Annotated in this window: 11 protein-coding genes and 1 pseudogene; 7 read left to right on the top strand and 5 right to left on the bottom strand. The window is 43.6% G+C overall.

Features of this window, described 5'->3' with window-relative positions:
* Positions 1 to 105 precede the first annotated feature (105 nt).
* Both GKZ87_03575 and GKZ87_03570 read right to left on the bottom strand, forming a co-directional pair.
* Positions 106 to 3,354 carry an FtsX-like permease family protein gene (locus GKZ87_03575; protein QSI24651.1) on the bottom strand — a complete coding sequence of 1,083 codons (3,249 nt, stop codon included), beginning with the start codon at positions 3,352 to 3,354 and terminating at the stop codon, positions 106 to 108.
* Between the two features lies 1 nt (position 3,355).
* A complete protein-coding gene (locus tag GKZ87_03570) occupies positions 3,356 to 4,060 on the bottom strand; it encodes an ATP-binding cassette domain-containing protein (GenBank protein ID QSI24650.1) in 705 nt (234 codons plus the stop codon).
* Between the two features lie 720 nt (positions 4,061 to 4,780).
* On the opposite strand from GKZ87_03570, the gene GKZ87_03565 reads away from it, so the two are divergent.
* From GKZ87_03565 to GKZ87_03555, 3 genes are read left to right on the top strand one after another with little or no spacing between them, the layout of a single operon-like run.
* A complete protein-coding gene (locus GKZ87_03565) occupies positions 4,781 to 5,113 on the top strand; it encodes a PadR family transcriptional regulator (GenBank protein ID QSI24649.1) in 333 nt (110 codons plus the stop codon).
* Positions 5,103 to 5,783, top strand: a complete 681-nt coding sequence (locus tag GKZ87_03560; GenBank protein ID QSI24648.1) for a hypothetical protein — start codon at positions 5,103 to 5,105, stop codon at positions 5,781 to 5,783. Before GKZ87_03565 ends, GKZ87_03560 begins: the two co-directional genes overlap by 11 nt.
* Positions 5,780 to 6,547 carry a pentapeptide repeat-containing protein gene (locus GKZ87_03555; protein ID QSI24647.1) on the top strand — a complete coding sequence of 256 codons (768 nt, stop codon included), beginning with the start codon at positions 5,780 to 5,782 and terminating at the stop codon, positions 6,545 to 6,547. Before GKZ87_03560 ends, GKZ87_03555 begins: the two co-directional genes overlap by 4 nt.
* A 223-nt stretch (positions 6,548 to 6,770) precedes the next feature.
* Here the strand turns inward: GKZ87_03555 and GKZ87_03550 are convergent, their stop codons facing one another.
* On the bottom strand, positions 6,771 to 8,978 hold the full coding sequence (locus GKZ87_03550) for an EAL domain-containing protein (protein ID QSI24646.1): 2,208 nt from the start codon (positions 8,976 to 8,978) through the stop codon (positions 6,771 to 6,773).
* A gap of 533 nt (positions 8,979 to 9,511) precedes the next feature.
* Between GKZ87_03550 and GKZ87_03545 the strand changes: the two genes are divergently transcribed.
* From GKZ87_03545 to GKZ87_03535, 3 genes and pseudogenes are all read left to right on the top strand, one after another.
* Positions 9,512 to 11,476, top strand: a complete 1,965-nt coding sequence (locus GKZ87_03545) for a penicillin-binding transpeptidase domain-containing protein (protein QSI24645.1) — start codon at positions 9,512 to 9,514, stop codon at positions 11,474 to 11,476.
* Between the two features lie 94 nt (positions 11,477 to 11,570).
* A complete protein-coding gene (locus tag GKZ87_03540; GenBank protein ID QSI24644.1) occupies positions 11,571 to 11,936 on the top strand; it encodes a lactoylglutathione lyase in 366 nt (121 codons plus the stop codon).
* A 468-nt stretch (positions 11,937 to 12,404) separates the two neighbouring features.
* A pseudogene (locus GKZ87_03535) lies at positions 12,405 to 13,450 on the top strand (transposase).
* 255 nt (positions 13,451 to 13,705) lie between these two features.
* Here GKZ87_03535 and GKZ87_03530 read toward each other — a convergent pair.
* The gene (locus GKZ87_03530; GenBank protein QSI27871.1) at positions 13,706 to 15,103 is read right to left on the bottom strand and encodes a hypothetical protein; all 1,398 of its coding nucleotides are present in this window, start codon (positions 15,101 to 15,103) and stop codon (positions 13,706 to 13,708) included.
* A 721-nt stretch (positions 15,104 to 15,824) separates the two neighbouring features.
* Here GKZ87_03530 and GKZ87_03525 point away from each other — a divergent pair.
* Positions 15,825 to 17,558, top strand: coding sequence for a GNAT family N-acetyltransferase (locus tag GKZ87_03525; GenBank protein ID QSI24643.1), 1,734 nt, complete (start codon positions 15,825 to 15,827; stop codon positions 17,556 to 17,558).
* Positions 17,559 to 17,920: 362 nt separating this feature from the next.
* Here the strand turns inward: GKZ87_03525 and GKZ87_03520 are convergent, their stop codons facing one another.
* Positions 17,921 to 18,376 carry a nucleoside 2-deoxyribosyltransferase gene (locus GKZ87_03520; protein QSI24642.1) on the bottom strand — a complete coding sequence of 152 codons (456 nt, stop codon included), beginning with the start codon at positions 18,374 to 18,376 and terminating at the stop codon, positions 17,921 to 17,923.
* Between the last annotated feature and the right edge of the window lie 246 nt (positions 18,377 to 18,622).

Below are 18,622 nucleotides of genomic sequence, written 5' to 3'. Positions count from 1 at the left end.
ACAAAACATGGAACAGTAACGGAAGTGAACCTCTTTTGCTTGGTTATCCAAGTTTTGGATTCATTTCATACCCTTGTCCCATGTTTTTTAAATTTATGATATGTCCTATTCTACCGATTTCAAAGATTCCACCATCGGTATTTTTTTCAGCTTGCGATACATCACAAGATTCACAATAATGGCAAATACCATTGTAATCGCTACAGAATACAGGAAGGACAGCTTTTCAATATTCCGTCCAAACATCACCGTATCCAGTTCTGCCAGCGACATAATCAGGGAATGCAAACCAATTCCCAGCAGCAGTCCGGCAAGTGCCCCTATCAGTGTGAGAAATATGTTTTCCCTATATACATAAGCGCTCACCTCTTTGTCATAAAAGCCCAGTACCTTGATGGTCGCAATTTCCCGAAGCCGCTCAGAGATATTCACGTTTGTCAGATTATAAAGAACAACAAATGCAAGCAAGCCCGCCGAGATAATCAAAACCACAACGATAAAGGAAAGCGATGATATCGTATCCTGGAATGATGCTGCAATTCCCGAATAGAAGGATACAGAATCAATGGTATCCTTTTTCATAAAGGCATTGCCAAGTGCCTGTTCACTCTTTTCCGTACTATCCTTTAAGATTGCAAACATACCGGTACTTTGCGGGGTTTTGTGATATACACTCTTATAATAAGACGGTGTCATATACAAAATATGTCCTACATAATTTTCTGTGATAGCAGCAATCTTCACATTCTTTTTCACGCCGTCACCATTATCCACAGCGAACGTATCGCCCACCTTCAGATTTTTATCCTTTGCGATTTTCTCTGTGATAATCGCACCATCATTGTTTAAGGTAATCGTATCACCGGCGCCTCGTTCACGCAGGGATACATAGGTGCTGAATGCTTCGATATCCTGCGGCACATACAAATCAATTCCCTTATCCTCGCCCTCATCCGCATAGAAGCCGTGATATACAGCCATGGATGTAGCTGATTTCACACGGGAATCCTTTTGCAGCTCCTTGAGGTCATCCTCCTTCTGACTCAGTGTATCCTCACTTTTATATGACATGGTCACATCGAATTTAAAGATATCGCCATACTGCTTCGTGGCGATTTCACCAATAGAATCCTGGATACCGAACCCGGCAACAAGCAAAGCACTGCAGCCGCTGATTCCAATTACCGTCATAAAGAAGCGCTTTTTATAACGGAAGATATTCCGAGCTGTTACCTTGTGTATGAAGTTAAATCGTTTCCATATAAATGGTATTCGCTCCAGTAAAATTTTCTTTCCGTTTTTCGGAGCCTTCGGACGCATCAGCAGGGCCGGTGTTTCCACGAGCTCCTTATAGCATGCCGCAATAGCTGCCGCCACGGTAATCAGAGAAGCCAGACCAATCGCAAGAGATGCAAGCCCTATATCCGGCTGCAGCTGAACACTTGGCAGCGTATACATAATCCCCCATGCATTGAATATCACCGTTGGAAATACAATCATACCGATGACAGCACCAAAGCCTCCGCCAATGATACTGGCAATAGCCGCATAGGCCACAAACTTCATCGCAATATCTGGCTTGGAATAGCCAAGTGCCTTCAGCGTACCGATTTCCTGACGCTCCTCATCCACCATCCGCGTCATGGTAGTCAGACATACCAGCGCCGCAACCAAGAAGAAAAACAACGGGAACACCTTCGCAATCGCGCCCATACGGTCTGCGGCACTTCCATAATCCATATAGGAATAATGCGAGTGGCGATCCAGCACATACCATTTTGGTGTTTCCATACTCTTGATATCTTCTTCTGCACGATCCAGCTTTTCCTTTGCCTCCTGCAGCTTGGCCGCGCCATCCTTTTCCTGCTTTTCCAGCTCCAGCTTCCCAACAGCAATCTCCTTTTGTCCGCTGGTAATCTTACTCTGAGCTGCTTCACTTTCTTTTTCCGCTGTAACTCTGGCAGATGCAAGCTGCTGCTTCCCTGTTTCAATCTGCTGCTGGGCTGTATTGATTTGTGCTTCCAATGCAGTCAGCTGTGTTTGTCCCATATTCACCATTTCCTGCATGGTTGAAATCTGTGTTTCCAGCATATGCAGGGTAGGCTCTGCCACCTGACGGGATGCCTCCAACGTCGTTTTCTTTTCCTGGAGCAGCTGTTTCTCCAGTTCTGTAAGACCCGGCTCCTGCAGCTGTGCATCCACCTTGGCAATTTCCGCATCCAGAGAAGAAAGCTGTTCCTTTGCCTGAGCAATCTGCTTTTGCAGCTGCGGCAGATTTTCCTCCAGCTTTTTCTGCTGCGTGTCCAGATAGCTTTTTGCGCTGTTGTATTGTGCTTTCAACTGCACCAGGGTCTGCTCACTTTGCTGCAGCTCTGCTTCCTTTTCCTGTATCGTTCGCTGTGCACTGCTTTTTTCAGCGTTTAATGTTGCCTGTCCAACCAACAGCTCATCTCTTGCATTTTCCAGCTTTTGTTTGGCATTTTTTATTTCTGTTTCATATTTCGTCTTATTCTTTTCATATTCCTTACGACCTGCCTCCACCTTGGCGAGTGCTTCCTTCCTAATATCATCAAAGCGTGCCTGTGCCCGTTCCTCCCCTAAGGATGTGATGGCTGTCTTTTTGGGGTCAATGATATCAAAATATGCATCCGCATAGGAATTCGTTTTTTTGGCATTATCGATTGTGACATAAACCTCTGTAAAATATGAGGATTTAAAATTTGTATCCGGAATAACCGCATAATTATCAATACTGCCGCTGCCAATGGAGGAGCTTCCCTTCTCATAGGAAAGATAATACGGCATAGTTACTTCACCGACGATTTTATAGGTGGTGCGTTTCAGGCTTTTACTGAGCTTTTCATCCGTTCCGCTCGTAAAGCTGATGGTTTCACCGATTCTGGAATCTGTCCCCTTGATATTCGTATACTCAATTACACATTCATCCTCATGCTGCGGAAGCCGCCCCTTGATCAGACGCATTTGATTGATATAATTCTTATCAGATGCTTTTGCGTGCATGGGATAGGATAACAGCTTGTATACACGCTGCTGGTTATTATGCGTATTCAGCACATCCATGCTGTAGCTGCCATAGACACCCGCTACACCATCCACAGCCTTTATTGCGGATACATCCTCCTTTGTCATACCGATGGTGGACATAATCTTCAAATCCATGAAATTATAGTCATCGAAATAGGTATCCGCAGTATTTTTCATTACCGGCACACTATCACGTACCCCGGCAAAGAAAGCAACACCGATGCCGACGATGGCAAAGATGGAAAAGAAGCGTCCGAAGGATTTGCGAATTTCGCGCAGAGTATCTTTCAGAAGAGCTTTCTTTTTCATGTCAGTATTCAATCCTTTCCACAGGCAAAGGATGTTCATTGATGGTGATGCTGTCAATTTTTCCATTGCGCACCTTAATAACCTTATCCCCCATCGCAGTAAGCGCCAGATTGTGTGTGATTACAACCACACTGACGCCACGCTGGCGGCAGGTATCCTGTAAAAGCTTCAAAATCTGTTTGCCGGTATTGTAGTCAAGCGCACCCGTTGGCTCATCACACAGCAGCAGCTTGGGATTTTTAGCAAGTGCACGCGCAATCGCCACACGCTGCTGTTCCCCTCCGGAAAGCTGTGCCGGAAAATTGGAGGCGCGCTCCTTCAAGCCAACTGCTTCAATAGTTTCATCGATATCCAGCGGGTGCTTACAAATCTGAGTTGCCAGTTCGACGTTTTCCTTAACAGTCAGATTTTGTACGAGATTATAAAACTGAAATACAAAGCCGATATCATAGCGCCGATAGGTTGTGAGCTGCTTTGCATTGAATTTGCTTATTTCGGTTCCATCCACAAAGATATTTCCGCTGGTTGAGGAATCCATCCCGCCCAGTATATTTAAAATAGTACTCTTTCCTGCACCGCTGGCTCCGGCAATCACAACAAATTCCCCTTTATCTATCGTGAAATCCACACCGGCGAGAGCCTGTATTTCCACTTCCCCCATTTTGTATATTTTTTTCACGTTCTGAAATTCAATATAAGCGCTCATACCGGTTCCTTCTTTCTTCTTTTCTATATTATACTAGAAATATTTATGAGAAAACAGCCATTTTCAGTAAATCAAAGCTTTTCTTTTTTCTTTGATTTGCGTTTACCAGCGAAACGGTAGTATCCTTCGCTGATCGATATTTCCAAGCTTTGATCTGTACGCTGCTATTTGGCTGTATGCCTTTTATTGGGCTATGTTTATTCTGTAGAAATAGAGCATAGAGTCTAATTCATTTTCTATCAGAACCACGGTAAAGCAGCCAGCCTCCTTTTGCTGTATTTATAGGGATATTTCCTGTTCACATACCAGACAGTAGGTTCTATACTCCACGCTCTTACCCATTTGCAGAATATGGATATTGAAGAGTACCAAACAGGAAGTGATTATGAGTCCACTTGCATATGAAGTAAGAAAACAGAATCCGTTTCCTAAACGTGGATACTGAATCGTACCGAACAGGATGCAAAGCATTATACGTTGCATATCCTTTTGTCCCAATTATATATATAAACCAGCTGGCACATGGTAATCGTCTATACGGTATAAAATTGCTATTCGTTGTCTGCTATCATACAAAGCATTGTACAGCTTTTCATAACGTATCAAAATTAAGGAAACTCTCGTGTTTTAGCGAAGCTTGCCGTTTTCTATTGACGAATTCACTATCTTGTTTTACAATATAGCTGTAACTTGTATAACAAGATAGTGAGAGGTGATGCTATGCTTCCCAGTCAAATGATGAAGGGAATCCTGGATAACTGCATATTGATTGTGATTGCACAGGAGGATACCTATGGGTATGATATCTCTCAAAAGCTGCAGGCGTATGGCTTTTCTGATATTTCAGAGGGTACCATATATCCACTGCTGCTGCGGCTGGAAAAGAATGGATGTATTTGCAGTGAACTGCGAAAATCATCCTTCGGTCCAAATCGGAAATACTATTCCATAACCGAAGCCGGACGCAGGGAGATACAGGCATTTTTGAAGCATTGGAGGGAATTGCAGCAGAGTGTTGCTGCATTGACAGGAGGATATGTATATGAATCGTAATCTGCATGAGCTGCGTAAGGAAAATAACCGGCTGGATGAGGCACTGTGCAAGGACTACCAGTCGCTGATGACGGATATCGTCTGTTATCTGCGTGGAGCAAACATCAGTGAACTGCAGCAGGAGTCTGTACGCTATGATTTAACTGTGATGCTGCTGGATGCACAGCAGAAGCAGCTGCCATTGACAGAGGTATTCCCAAAGGACTATAAGGCATTCTGCGATACCATCATTGCAGAACTGCCCCCACGTTCCAGACGCGAAAAGCTGCAGGAGCGTTTGAATATCGCCTGTCTTTTGTTTGCTGTGCTGGGTGTTATCAATCTGTTCATATCCCGCGATGGGATACAGGCGCTTTTAAAACTTAATATCAAAGCCACATATTCCCTTTCCTTATCTACACTGCTGCTGGATTTCCTTCTGGCGATATGTGCTATTGGTATTGTGCTGTGGATTTGCCGCAGCAGCTTTGAAAAAAATGAGAGGACAGTGCAGAAGTACGCAATTTTACTCTGGCTGTTTGTCCTTGCTGCCAGTGTTGTCTGCATGATGCTGTTTCAGAATATCATACTGCTTCAGTTTCCAATCTGGCTTCTTATCACCACAAGTATCTGCTGCTATCTTCTGCATCTATTTTTAGAGCGTGCACCGCATACAGGAGCAAAACGATGACCCCAGAACAGCTGTCCTTGTATGCTGATTGTGCAAGCTGCGTTGGCTTGTGCTGCAGAGCGCTTTATTTTTCCAGGCTGGATGGCTTTCCACAGGATAAGCCTGCCGGAGTAGCCTGCCGCAATTTATGTGAGGACTATCGCTGCCGCATACATGCCACGCTGAAGCAGAAGGGCATGAAGGGCTGTCTTGGCTATGATTGTATCGGGGCAGGACAGGCGGCAGTTAAAAAAGGGGTATCCCATGATGCAGATCTATTTGCTGTTTATTTGAAGCTTTTTCCATTACACCAGATGCTATGGTATTTGTGTGAGGCGGTGCAGATGGAGGAAACAATCTCCTTTCATAAACAGCTTCATGAACACCTGCAAACCATACAGGCTGTATGCGCTCAGCCCTGGCAGGAACTGCTCACCTGTGATTCAGAGAAGCTGCATAAGCAGACAAGCGAGCTGTTAAAACAGACTATCGCACAGAAAAAGCTTCGTCAATACTTCCACAGTGACCATTTGATCGGCAAGCGGCTGTCCAAGCGAAAGCTCAGAAATGCCGATTTCACTATGAAAGCACTTATCGCTGCGGATTTTTCCTGCTGTGACCTGCAGGGCGCCTGCTTCCTTGGCAGCGATCTTCGCGATTGCAATCTATCCGCAAGTAATCTTCGCGGCTGCTTTTTTCTGACACAGATGCAGATCAATAGCGCGATTGGTGATGCACAGACCAGACTTCCCAAGCATTTGCTGCATCCCACCCATTGGCTCTAATGTGCAAATACGTGTAAGGAATCGTCCAAAGATTCCTTACAAAAGCACAAAAAGGGATTACGGGAGGTAATGACAGTATTCCTTGCAGATTGCGAATCCCTACAGGAACATAAAACAGGAGACCTAACTTCTGTTACCACAGATTACAGGGTCTCCTGTTTTCTTATCCTTACATAGACACACAAGCTAAACACGCTATAAATAGGCAGGCAGAAGGCTTATATCACAGACTGCTTTCAAATGCCTCCAGCGTCATCGGTCTTCCGAAAAAATATCCCTGAATATAATCCAGCCCCATGGTTTTCACCTTATCATATTCTTCCTGTGTTTCCACACCCTCCAGCAGGACGCGGATATTTACATCATGGCACAGGCGGACAACAAAGCGAATAAAGGTCGCATCAAATTCACTTGTTAAAATATCCTTCATAAAAATACGATCTATTTTCACAATATCGGCAGGTGAATTTTTCAATACGCCCAAAGAGGAATATCCGGTACCGAAATCATCCATAGCGATGCGGATACCAATTTCTCTGATTTCATGAAATATCAAACGCAGCTCCTCTCCGCTTTTCACCATATAGCTCTCTGTCATTTCCACAACAATATTGCCGCTTGGTACTTGATAGCGGTGCAGCACATGCTTCATAAACGATGGAAAGCCTTCATCACACAGCTGCAGATAAGATAAATTCACACTGACACAGAAATCCGGATGCTTCTTCAGCCACAGCGCACATTGCTGAACCGCGGTTTCAAAAATCCATTTCCCCGCAGGAACGATCATTCCGCTTTTTTCAAGCAGGGGGATGAAGGTCATCGGAGGAACATTGCCATACATACTGCTGCTCCATCTGGCAAGCGCCTCTGCCCCGATGATTCTTCCGCTATTCGCCTCCACCTGCGGCTGATAGTGCAGCTGAAAGCCTTCAAAATCATGCTCGATACTGTAGCGCAGCTGTTCAATCATATCCAGCTCCTGCAATTCTGTTTCCGACATTTCCTTTTCATACAGAGTCAGTCTGTTTTTTCCATTGCGCTTACTGATTTCCAGTGCATAGCCAACATTTTTCGTTAATGTCATCATATCGTTGGCATCCCGTGGAAAGGCTGCACAGCCGGCAGAAACACTGCAATGATATTTTTTCCCATCCAATACGCGCTGATGGGACAGCTCCTGCTGTAAATGCTGATAAAACGTCATGATTTCTTCTTTATCCGTACTATTTCTTATCAATACGATAAATTCATCCCCGTCGTTTCGGTATAAACGGGCATTCTCTGGCAGGACAGACTGGATAAGCTGTGCTGTTTTCGCCAGTACCTCATCTCCAAATTGATGATTATACAGCTTATTGATACTGGAAAATTCATCCAGATCGAGCATGATCATAAAGAATTGCTCCTGCTTTGCGATCATCATTTGCAGCGTGTCCTCCAGCTCATACTTATTAAACTGTCCGGTCAGATAATCTATTTTATTTTTACGTCCGAGATTCGTAATAATTCCGGCAAACAATGCAGGCTTGCCATCCTCATCACGCTCCACATATCCCCTGCACCGCAGCCAGACCCATTCTCCGTTGCGGTTTTTAGCGCGATATTCAACATTATGCCTGTCTACACGGCCATCGGCAATCTCCTGGTTTCCTTCCAGAAACACAGTCTGATCTGCCTCGTGAATTCTTGCGCCCCATACATTAGCGGCATCGTGTATGATTTCAGAAGGCAAATCAAATTCCTCCACCATTGCGGGTGAATACCGGAAGCAGGAGGGATCCTCTTTCATATTACACACATAAATATAATCATCCGTACTCTGCATCAGCGCACTCAGAAGCAGCTCTTTGTCATAGGTAAACTGCCGTACTTCCTGACTTTCATGATATGGTCGGCTGAAAAAGGCAGCTCTTGATTTCTCCATATGATAACGGCGTTTGGACAGATACATTTCATCGTCTGCCTGCATGATGATTTTTTTCAAAGAAAGCTCTGTATCCGGATCAATCTGAATCAGACCAAAGCAGAAGCCGATTGTATACGAAAATGCCTTACTTTCCTGCTCCAGCTCGCGCAAAATCTGAAACAGCTGCTGGCTTGCCTCCTTCTTGGACAGCGACTGATAAACGATTAGAAATTCATCCCCTCCAAGACGGATTGCGAAATCCTCCGCATTGAGATACGCACAGATTTTTTTCGCAGTTTTTTGTAATACCCGATCACCTTCCTGATGACCGCAGGCTTTGTTTATAATGCTTAGATCATTGATATCCAAAAGTGCTGTAAGAAATGCCGTTTCCTTCTTCCTGTTTTCACAAATACAGGCCGCAAGAAGCCGTTCTCCTTCTTCCTTGTTCCACAGTCCGGTTAAATGATCCCGGCCGCTGTCCGCAAAAGAAGTATCCTGAGATACTGATATTTTACGCATAGACGTCACCACCTTTACGCTTCTTCTACCATTGTACAACAAAAAACTGGCAAAACAAAACTAAAACTGAAAAAACAGCCATATACTGGAAGGAAGTCTGTTTTCTATATTCATGCTGCTGAAACTGATCAATCATTGATATGGTATGCAATATCGCCAATAGTTACATTCCATATCACATAAGCCCCAATAAGCAGTAGGATATACAGTGAAAGTAAAACGATGCGGCATTCATCCTTGTTGTATAGCCGATGCAGTTGTTATGCTTTACCTTATGAATGTCTGTTCCTCTCTACTTTTTCAGGTACTGTGAAGCATGCTTTTACCGTTTCATGACAAGTTTTCAGGTAGTATTACTGCCCATTTGCCTGAACCGTTTACCTCCGAATGGAAACCGCAATGCAGCTTATGCTGTATCTGTTTTCCGGTATCGTTTCATAAAATACAGAAATGTTTTTTTCTAAAGTTAACAACCAGCATGGAAATGCTTACCTGTGCGTGTTAAAATAAGAGCAGAAATGAGGAGGTGCCTTATGACAGATAAAAAGAAACCATGGATCATTGGAGGTGTAGTTGCGGCTGTTGCTGTGATTGCTGTTGTAGCTTTTCTGCTGCTGCGCGGCGGATCAAAGCCGGAGTCTGTATTAAATGAGTATACTGATCTGCTGAAAAAAGGAAATTACAAGGAGATGTATTCTCTGATCAGCTCAGATGCAAAGAAGAAATGGAACGAGGATGATTTTGTAAAGCGCAATAAGAATATTTATGAGGGTATCGATGCGACGGATTTCAATATGGAAATCAAAGACAGTAAGGATGTCGATGCCGGAACGGAAATCAGCTATCATATGCGTATGAAAAGTGCGGCGGGAGATATCTCCTTCGACAATAAAGCGACGATTGTCAAGGAGGATAAAGATTACCGCATCGCATGGGACAGCACACAGATTTTTCCACAGCTGACTGACAGTGATAAGGTCAATGTTTCCATTACCGAGGGAACAAGAGGCTCTATTCTGGATCGTAACGGAAACGCACTTGCTGAGCAGGGAAGTGTCTACCAGGTCGGTCTAATTGCCGGCTCTATGAAAAATGAGAAAGACAGCATCACTGCCCTGGCAAAGGAACTTGCAATTTCTGAGGACAGTGTGAAAAAAGCACTTTCCGCTTCTTGGGTACAGGACGATATGTTTGTTCCGGTGAAAACCATTACGAAACAGAAGCGTGCGGATATTATAGAGGCTCTGCGTAATATTGAAGGTGTATCTGTACAGGAGGCCACAGGACGTGTGTATCCATATGGAGAAATGACTGCCCACCTTACCGGTTATGTGCAGAATGTCACAGCCGAGGATTTGGAAAAGCATAAAAATGAAGGCTATACTACTACAAGTATCATTGGAAAAAGCGGATTGGAGAGCATATATGAAAGCAAGCTGAAGGCAGTCAGCGGCTGCAAGGTCATCATTGTGGATGAAAACGGAGATCTGAAGGATACCGTTGCCGAGCAAAAGGCAAAGGATGGACAGGATATCCGTACGACTATTGATATTGATGCGCAAAAAGCTGCCTATGAAGAGGTGAAAAACGATGCCGGCAGTGCTGTTGTTATGAATTCCCATACCGGTGAGATGCTTGCCATGGTCAGTATGCCTGCTTATGATCCGAATGATTTCGCTATGGGTATGGATACCAAGACGTGGGATTCTTTGAATAATAACAAGCAGAAGCCGCTGCTGAATCGTTTTGTTTCCACCTATTGCCCTGGCTCCACCTTTAAAGCAATCACCGGAGCTATCGCACTGGATTCCAAAACGATTACGTCAGAAACCACCTTCGATAAAACAGACAAATGGCAGAAGGATAGCAGCTGGGGTAAAAATTATGTGACTACGACACAGTCCTATTCCGAGCCGAGTAATCTGAAAAATGCCTATATTTATTCCGATAACATTTTCTTTGCACAGGTTGCGGATAAGATTGGTACGGAAACCTTTACAAGCTATCTGGATAAAATCGGATTTGGTAAGCAACTGGATTTCCCGTTTACGATTGCTAAGTCAACGTATGGTGAGGAGCTGGAAAATGCGCAGAAGCTGGCGGCCACCGGCTATGGTCAGGGAGATCTGCTGATTTCCCCTATTCATTTAACCAGCCTGTATACTGCTTATGTTAACGATGGAAGCATACTCCAGCCATATCTGGTGTATGAGGATGGAAAAGCAAAAACCATGGTGAAGAATGCATACCGTGCGGATACTGCGAAAACAGTGTTTACAGATTTGCAGGCCGCCATGTCAGGCTATGGTGACAATCCAACAAATGCCGCAGGAAAAACCGGAACGGCACAGGTAAATGACGGAAAGCAGGAAATCGGTTGGCTGAGTGCAGTGAATGATAAGATTGCAGTTACAGTTATGATCGATGATACCAAGGATATCGGTGAAAGTCATTATGTCATTCCAAAGGTGCAGCATATCCTAAATAATGTAAAATAACACAGGAAGGGACGTACTCCCTTCTTTTTCTTTTTCTATCTGTTCAAATACATTGCTTCACGCTATAATACCATTGTAAACGGAGGTGGAAGCTATGGCATTTCGCATTGTACACTGTAATATCAATGTTACAGATTTAGAAAGAAGTATTGCCTTTTATGAACAGGCGCTAGGACTTACGGTTGCCAGAAAGCTGGAGGCAGAGGACGGAAGCTTTACATTATGTTATCTGCAGGATGCTACAGGCAGCTTTCAGATTGAGCTGACCTGGCTGAAGGATCACCCGCAGCCCTATGAGCTGGGAGAAAATGAAAGTCATATCGCATTTGCGAGTGATGATTTTGAAGCAGCGCATAAGCTACATGAGGATATGGGATGCATCTGCTTTGAGAATAAGGAGATGGGAATCTATTTTATCAACGATCCAGATGACTACTGGCTGGAAATCGTCCCGGCATAATCTCACTGCATACGGAAAACATCTGCTTGCAGGTGTTTTTTTATATGCATTTCCTTCAGGTATTTTTCACTGTGAATAAACAGAGCAGTATGGTCTGTTTTGAGTCTGTTCCTGAGCTGTTTCATTATAGAGGATTTACTTACTGCCTCTTAAAAGCAGTCCTACACCTGAAAGCATAATTAGAAGTCTTAAACAAAATGCAGGAATACCAGCGTTTGGTATTTCAAAAGCTAAACCATGTCCCCACTCGTTGTATTATTGAATATTCCAGTTAATATGAGGCTGGCAGATCCAATCCCTGTATGCATTCATTTTGATAACTTCTTATAGCGTTAGTATGTAAAAATGAGAGAAAAACAGTTCATACAGGCATATTTAAGAAAAAAAGTAACTTTTTTTGAAAAAATTTAGGAGTTTTGCAGATTTCCTTCGTATAGATATATATAAAGACAAAGGAGGAAACTGTAAATGACGAAAGTGAAGGATAGGGAATATCCGATCCCCTTCCACAATGATGTTTTTTCAAGTACATGCTGATTGGTGAGGACGCAGGCTCTGCGATGCTGAGAAGCAGGATCATCGAGGAGATCTACAAGCTGAAGGTACAAAGGACAAGGGTGCTGAATCCGGAGCTGTTGCCGGAAACTTTTTTCGGTAAGCGGGCGATCCTGGATGTGGTACTGGAGGATGAGGATGGTCATTTCTTCAATTTGGAAATGCAGGTATCCGGGTACACGGAGGATGAACAGCTGCGCTTCCAGCAGTATGGCTACCGCCTGGCGGAAAGACAGCTGAAGAAGGGGGATGATTACACAAAGCTGAAGCCGTTCTATCAGATCATCTTCATGAACTGTAAGCCGAAGGATGGCAAACGAATGATACGCCACTACAAGGTAAGAGATGAGGACAATCAGGAGGAGCCACATGGTACACTGAATCGTGCAATCGTGTTTCTACCGATGATCGAGCAGCGCATAAAGGAGGCTGGAGGAATAGAGAAGCTGACAGAATTTGAGACCTTTTGTTATGTGCTTGCATATAATCCGGATGATGCTATACTAAAGATGAAGAGAAGGATGGTGGATGTAGCGATGGCAAAATATAATGAAATGAGAGAGGATGGACAACTGTTCAGCTGGGCGGAATCAGTGGAATTTGCTGAGCGAGCAGTCCAGGCAAATCTGCGGGAGCAGACTGCAGAAGCCAGAAAAATAGGATTGGAAAAAGGCTTTCAGCAAGGAATGGTAAAAGGAATGGAAGAAGGGTTAGAAAAAGGAATAGTAAGAGGAATGGAAAAAGGCTTTGAAAAAGGCATTGAAAAAGGCTTTGAGGAAGGTCAGGAAAAAAAAGGAAAGACCTTATTAAAGTCACTTGTATTACATAAGTATGGTGTTGATGATGACTGGGTGGAAGCATTGAATGAGCAACAAATCGATGAAGCTGTCATCAAGGTTCTGGAATGTGATACCTATGAAGCTTTGAAAAATAAGATTGCAAATACAGAAGCAAAATAATAGAATAATGAAAAAGCTGCATCCCGTAATATGAGGATTCAGCTTTTTAAGTCTAATAAATGCATATATCAAAAATACCTGTTTCTTGAATAGTGAATAAAACCTAACAATCTGCTTATCACTTTCATACATAAATGCAGATTGTTTCCGCTGACAACACATAATCATTGAATATATCCGACTGGCATATCGTAATATACGCTCTTTTCTATTAAGTCTGTGATTATATGCTTCTATAGCTCAGCAATTAACGTATTATTTTTTATACAATATACGTTTTCTTCCTGTTAGACATAAGACAGCTCCTGAGAACAGAAATAGCAAGATTGCTGCTCCTGTGGAGGTCGCATCCGCTGTATTCGGTGCTTCTGTTTGATTTGCTTGCACGATTGCTTCCTGCTTTTTACCACTTACGGTAAACCTAGTTTCCGCATACTGCCCGTCTTCATAAACAAAACGAACGGTATAGCTGCCCTTTTTCAATGTATCCAGATACTCCGGTTTCAGGGTTAGCACTGTGCTCCCGGATGTCAGCGTATAGGAATCACTGCTGATTGCACTGCCATTGATAAATATAGCATGAAGATCTCTGAGTTCACCGGAGCAGATTAGCTCAAGAGGCTTATTGCTGCCTGCGATATAGGTCTGATTCCCTTTCGTTATCTTTGGTGTTTTATTTCTGGCTTGGATAAGCCATGTACTGCCGGTAGAGTCAACCTTCAGAATACCGCCATTGGACTTGGTGATATATTGTTCTTCAATGGTGATATCAATAATCGCATTGCTGGTTTCTGTCGGTTTTCCACAGAATTTTACTTGTATACTTGTGTTGCCTTCCTTGATCTCGTCAGCAGCTATAACCCGCATTCCTTTCGGTAAAGAGAAAAACCAGGAGGAAATATCGCTACCTTTCGCAATCTTATGAAATGCCGCGTTTTCTAACGAAATTGTGCTGTAGCTTGCAATTTCTTCATTTACATAACCGGTAACCTTAATACTCTGTAGCGTTGCTTTGGGCTCAGTAGAAGCTGCTGTACCATAAATTTCAATCGTTGTGTCCTTATGAATATTCATAATACTGAGGGTATACATTGTATTCTCATCGGCAAACGCTCTCATATCGCGCTTTTCGCCATCAATGATTGCATACGGAGTGGATTCAAATGCTGTTTTCTCATCCGCTTTCAGCGTAAGAATTACATTGTCCCGTGGAGTAATACCTTCATTTTTCTCTAATGTGGCGGTTGCATTCTTCAAATTATCCGTATTCAGAATCAATTTGGAAGAAGTCAGTACGGCAGCTTCCCCTTTCACTGTAATTGTATAGGGATCGGTAACAGCACCATATACAGACACATCATAGCTATAAACCATATCGGTACTATCACCTTTCCTTAACAAGCTTACATAATTACAATCGCAACGAGCAACCGGACTGTCCGCAAAGTAATATCCGTTCTTCGCCTTGACAACCAGGGTAAGCTTACCATCCGCTGCTGTCTGTAAGGTTGCTTCTGCATTCTTCAATCCTGTCGTATCGAGTGATGCTGCTGGAGCCGCTTTTTCCTGTGCTGTGAGCAATGCTTCAGCCGTTTCTTCCTCCGCATGAATGTTTACGCCGCCATTCAGCATAAACAGCATGGCCAGAGCCATACAGGATGCACCTGCTTTTTCTAACATTTTTCTTTTCATATACGTATCCCTTCCGACAGCTCGCTCTGTCTTTTCCAATCACTTTAAAATCTGTGTATAGCGTCATAAGACACTATGGTCTGCTTAACGCTCTTTTTATATAAAGCTGTCATACTGAAGCCGGAGGCCATAAGCATGTACAGCAGCTTTCCTGCAGAAATCACATCTGCTGGATCTGCGTATCGGCAGCAGTTTTCCTGCTTGGTATCATAGCCCTTCTTTCGTTTTCCACATAGGAGCGTTCCCATAAGGCATTGACTTCGTACGCAGCAACACACCAACTGCCACTTGTTTAAAAAAGGCTCTTATACAGCTTCCTCCTCTCTGCTCAATCAGGAATTATAATATCCAAGAGTGTCCTGTGAATGCTTACAGGTAGAAATACTGCCTGGAATTATTCTATATATATATCATAATAGTTTAAAAGAATAATAGCGATACAGTAGGCTCTTTCTTGAACAAATCTTGAATGTTTTATCACACATATATCACGTTTATATGATATAAATCACAGCTGCATGCATATCCTGAAACATCCGCTTCAACATAAAAGAAGATGGATGCCCTCGTTACGATGCCATGCGGCTTTCCCGCTGTAAGACGGACAGGTAACGATTCCTTGTGCAAACATCTTGAAAATTTCATGTTCTGGTCCTATAATGAACAGGAAAAGCGAGGTACTATGAAAAAACTAACACTGGAAAACTGGCAGGAGCTGCAGCCGTATACAGCACTTGCCGATTATCATGAATACAATTCCAATACGATGACAATGCTGATGTGGGCCAGCATGTATGAAGTCCATTTTGAAACACACCCGAATTATGCCATCGCTTATACCTGTATGCCAGGCCGTGAACCGGTATGGCTGATGCCCTATTGCAGGAAAGAACATCGCAATGAAGCCGTTGATGCAATCCGATCCTATTCCCAGGAACATGCCATCGCCTTTGAAATTCATTCTATGACTAAGGAATTTAAGAATTGGCTGATGGATTCCTATCCGATGGAATTTCTTGTATGGGACTGCTATGACGCAAGAGATTATGTATACGACCGAAAACAGCAGGAAACCCTGTCCGGCAAGAAGATGCAGAAGCGCAGAAATCATTTCCATGCCTTTTTAAAGCAGTATGAAGGCCGCTTTGTGTACCGGAAGCTCGATGAAAGCACCAGGGAGGATGTGTATGCTTTTCTGCGCTATTGGCAATCCCTCAAGGATGCGGATGACAGCATATCCGCAGAGGATACCGGCATTCATGTATTACTGGAGCATTTGCAGGAGCTGCCGATTGAGGGTGGCTGTATTTATATCGATGGCAGGCTGGAGGCATTCAACATCGCATCCCGGCTATCAAAGGATATGATTCAGATTCATGTGGAAAAAGCGAATCGTGAAATCCGCGGATTGTATATCGCGATTTTAAAGCTGTTTCTTGAAACTCTGGAGGAGGACATCGTGTATGTCAACCGTGAGGATGATATGGGACTGCCGAAGCTTCGCAAGGCAAAAACAGATATGCAGCCGGTATGTAAAATTCAGAAATTCGGAAGTGCACACCAGACACTGCGCATACAGCAGGCGGATGCTTCCTGGGCAGAGAAAATCCGTGCCTTATGGGAACAGCAGTTTCAGGAGGAAACGGCAGAAAGCACGCAGTTTTATTTTGAGCGCCTCTATCATGAGGAGGATTGTCTGCTGCTGGTAAGTGAGGAGGAGCTGATTTGTATGCTGCAGCTTCGTCCCATGACAATCGTCCTAGATGGAAAGGATGTCCGTGTACCATTTGTTGTAGGGGTTGCCACTAATCCGGAATATGAGGGCTGCGGCTATATGGGCATGCTGATGCGGTATGCATTGCATATGGTTCAGGAGCAAGCACCGTTTGTACTGCTGCAGGCCTATAACTGGGATTTGTATAAGGGCTTTGGCTTTGTCGAGCAATATCATCGCGTATGCTGGAAGCTGAAAAAACAGGGGAACGGTGCAATGGTCGGCACATGGAAGGAGGCAGAGGATGCACAGGTGCTCTTATCCCTGTACCTGCAGTTCTGCGAGCATAAAAACGGCTGGCGGCATCGTGATCTGGCGTATTATAAGAATCAGTTTCTTCCCAATGCAGCGATATGGAAGCAGAAAGTCCGTGTCTATATGGAGAATGACCAGCCTAAGGGATATATTGTACAGGATGAAACAGCTGAGGAGCTTCATATCCGTGAATGTATCTATACAGATGAGGAAGTCCTGCAGCATATGATGCAGCATTTTGCACAGAAAGAAAAAACAGTCTATGTCGATCTGGATGCAGAGGCACAGGTGGAGGGCCGCAGTAAGCAGGAAACCTGCATGATGGTAAAACAGCTTAAAAGTCAGCCATTTCCACAGGAGCATCTGTTTATCCGTGAGGAATTATAAAATACATACTGCCTTATCATAGATTTCACAAGAGGCTGAAGTTTACAATAAGGAAATTCAAAAGAAAGCAGAGCAAGGTAAAAATTCACAGACTGGCATATTAAAGACTTCATACCTGCAGGAAAGACCTGCAATCACCGAAAGCAGACAGGTTCTATGGTAGTGCTCTGGGCAGAAATACCTAAAACAAGTAAGAACCCGTAAAAAGAAAGCAGTCTTATTTTATCAGAAAGAAGTATACAGCATAGATTACTGAGTGAAATGCGATTATAATAAACTCACAAGACTTTACTGATACATACAAAAAGGAAATCCATGCACCTTATCATGCTATAGGATTTCCTTTTTTCATATACGACTGGTCACTGTGCTGCCTTTAATAGCTCCCTCAGCTTTTCCACTGCCTCATCAAAGCTGCGCACAAAATATCCGTGCTTCAAAATTGCCCCCAGCACATAATGATTCATACCGATAGTCGGAACATCGTATCGGTTTGCGGAGCATAGACGGATATCGCTGTTGATACCGATAATGATGCTCGTATTCGTCTTGATTGCGATGCCAAGCTCCACCATGACACCCGCATCCTCGTTTGTCAGATCCGCTATAAAAATATCGCATTCTTCGACTGCCTTTGTATCTCCTTCATAAATCATTTCCGGTGTTGGAAGTGATTGCTTGTTTTCATTAAACGGCTGGTCAATGGGATTGAATATTTCCAGCTGCGGAAATTCTCTTCGCAGAACAGCACCCTCTTTTTTACGCTGTGCAGCCTCAGCCTCATTGAACAGAGAGCCTGCTATATAAACCTTCATCATACGTTCACTCCTTGTCTGTATGAACCGCATTATACTATAGATTATCTTATGCGTAAACCTCAACGCCTTGCTAGCAATACCACAGACGGTAAATCGCATGATATTGCGGACTTGTTTATAAGCCTTAAATCCAACCGACCAACAGATCCCCATATACAGGCCTGTGTTTTTCACAGAAGTATTACAGCATGATACGCATTTTAGCAGTTCTGATGGCTGCTGAGGTAAGCTGCGTGAAAGCTGCGC

The sequence above is a fragment of the Erysipelotrichaceae bacterium 66202529 genome (assembly GCA_017161075.1).
Lineage (GTDB): Bacteria > Bacillota_I > Bacilli_A > Erysipelotrichales > Erysipelotrichaceae > Clostridium_AQ.
The sequence above is the reverse complement of the archived record's forward strand: the minus strand, read 5'-3'. Positions and strand labels throughout refer to the sequence as shown.

Coding starts and splice junctions, on each gene's coding strand:
- GKZ87_03565 (QSI24649.1), top strand. CDS start 4,781: ATGCTTCCCAGTCAAATGATGAAGGGAATCCTGGATAACTGCATATTG.
- GKZ87_03560 (QSI24648.1), top strand. CDS start 5,103: ATGAATCGTAATCTGCATGAGCTGCGTAAGGAAAATAACCGGCTGGAT.
- GKZ87_03545 (QSI24645.1), top strand. CDS start 9,512: ATGACAGATAAAAAGAAACCATGGATCATTGGAGGTGTAGTTGCGGCT.
- GKZ87_03540 (QSI24644.1), top strand. CDS start 11,571: ATGGCATTTCGCATTGTACACTGTAATATCAATGTTACAGATTTAGAA.
- GKZ87_03555 (QSI24647.1), top strand. CDS start 5,780: ATGACCCCAGAACAGCTGTCCTTGTATGCTGATTGTGCAAGCTGCGTT.
- GKZ87_03530 (QSI27871.1), bottom strand. CDS start 15,103: ATGGCTCTGGCCATGCTGTTTATGCTGAATGGCGGCGTAAACATTCAT.
- GKZ87_03550 (QSI24646.1), bottom strand. CDS start 8,978: ATGCGTAAAATATCAGTATCTCAGGATACTTCTTTTGCGGACAGCGGC.
- GKZ87_03520 (QSI24642.1), bottom strand. CDS start 18,376: ATGATGAAGGTTTATATAGCAGGCTCTCTGTTCAATGAGGCTGAGGCT.
- GKZ87_03570 (QSI24650.1), bottom strand. CDS start 4,060: ATGAGCGCTTATATTGAATTTCAGAACGTGAAAAAAATATACAAAATG.
- GKZ87_03575 (QSI24651.1), bottom strand. CDS start 3,354: ATGAAAAAGAAAGCTCTTCTGAAAGATACTCTGCGCGAAATTCGCAAA.
- GKZ87_03525 (QSI24643.1), top strand. CDS start 15,825: ATGAAAAAACTAACACTGGAAAACTGGCAGGAGCTGCAGCCGTATACA.